This is a genomic window from Candidatus Symbiopectobacterium sp. NZEC135 (assembly GCF_025962695.1).
This window is the reverse complement of the sequence record NZ_JAGFPF010001564.1, coordinates 1-507: the sequence shown is the minus strand read 5'-3', so window position 1 is coordinate 507 and position 507 is coordinate 1. Positions and strand designations below refer to the sequence as shown.

1 protein-coding gene and 1 pseudogene are annotated in these 507 nt (G+C 52.5%); both read right to left on the bottom strand.

The window, feature by feature from the left end; all coding sequences use genetic code 11:
* The coding region (locus J5224_RS35395; protein ID WP_264629436.1) for a helix-turn-helix transcriptional regulator at window positions 1-158 on the bottom strand (158 nt) is incomplete at its 3' end.
* Window positions 159-353: 195 nt separating this feature from the next.
* Window positions 354-507, bottom strand: a pseudogene (locus tag J5224_RS35390) (ATP-dependent 6-phosphofructokinase); the annotation flags it as partial.

Below are 507 nucleotides of genomic sequence, written 5' to 3'. Positions count from 1 at the left end.
CCAAACGCCGCGGCAATGGCACCGAGCGTATCCAGGCTGGCACGCTCACCATTCTCGATGCGCTGAACCGTTCTGACACTTAAAGAAGAGAGTTCTGCCAGTTGTTCCTGAGACCAGGCGCGGGCAAGGCGTAATGTTTTGATCGGATTGGTATTCATGGTTGTTTTCCTCATGGCTGTTTTTTCACAGAATGAAACACAGCCTCAACCTACGCCCACCCGGCTGCCGCGAACACGACAGCGACCTGACAGCAACCTGACACGCTCCCGACAGACTGCCGCATCAAGAAAAAAACCACCCTGCCGTCATACGGCGGGATGGCTTTGATGACTAAACACCACATGATGCTAACGTTAGAACAGCTTTCTCGCCGTTTCCAGCCAATCAAGCTTGAAGGGCCGTTTCATGTTCTCAATGGCATCGATGATATCGTGATGCACCATTTTTTCATTCTGGATGCCAACACAGCGACCGCCGTAACCTTGCAGCAGCAGTTCAATGGCGTAC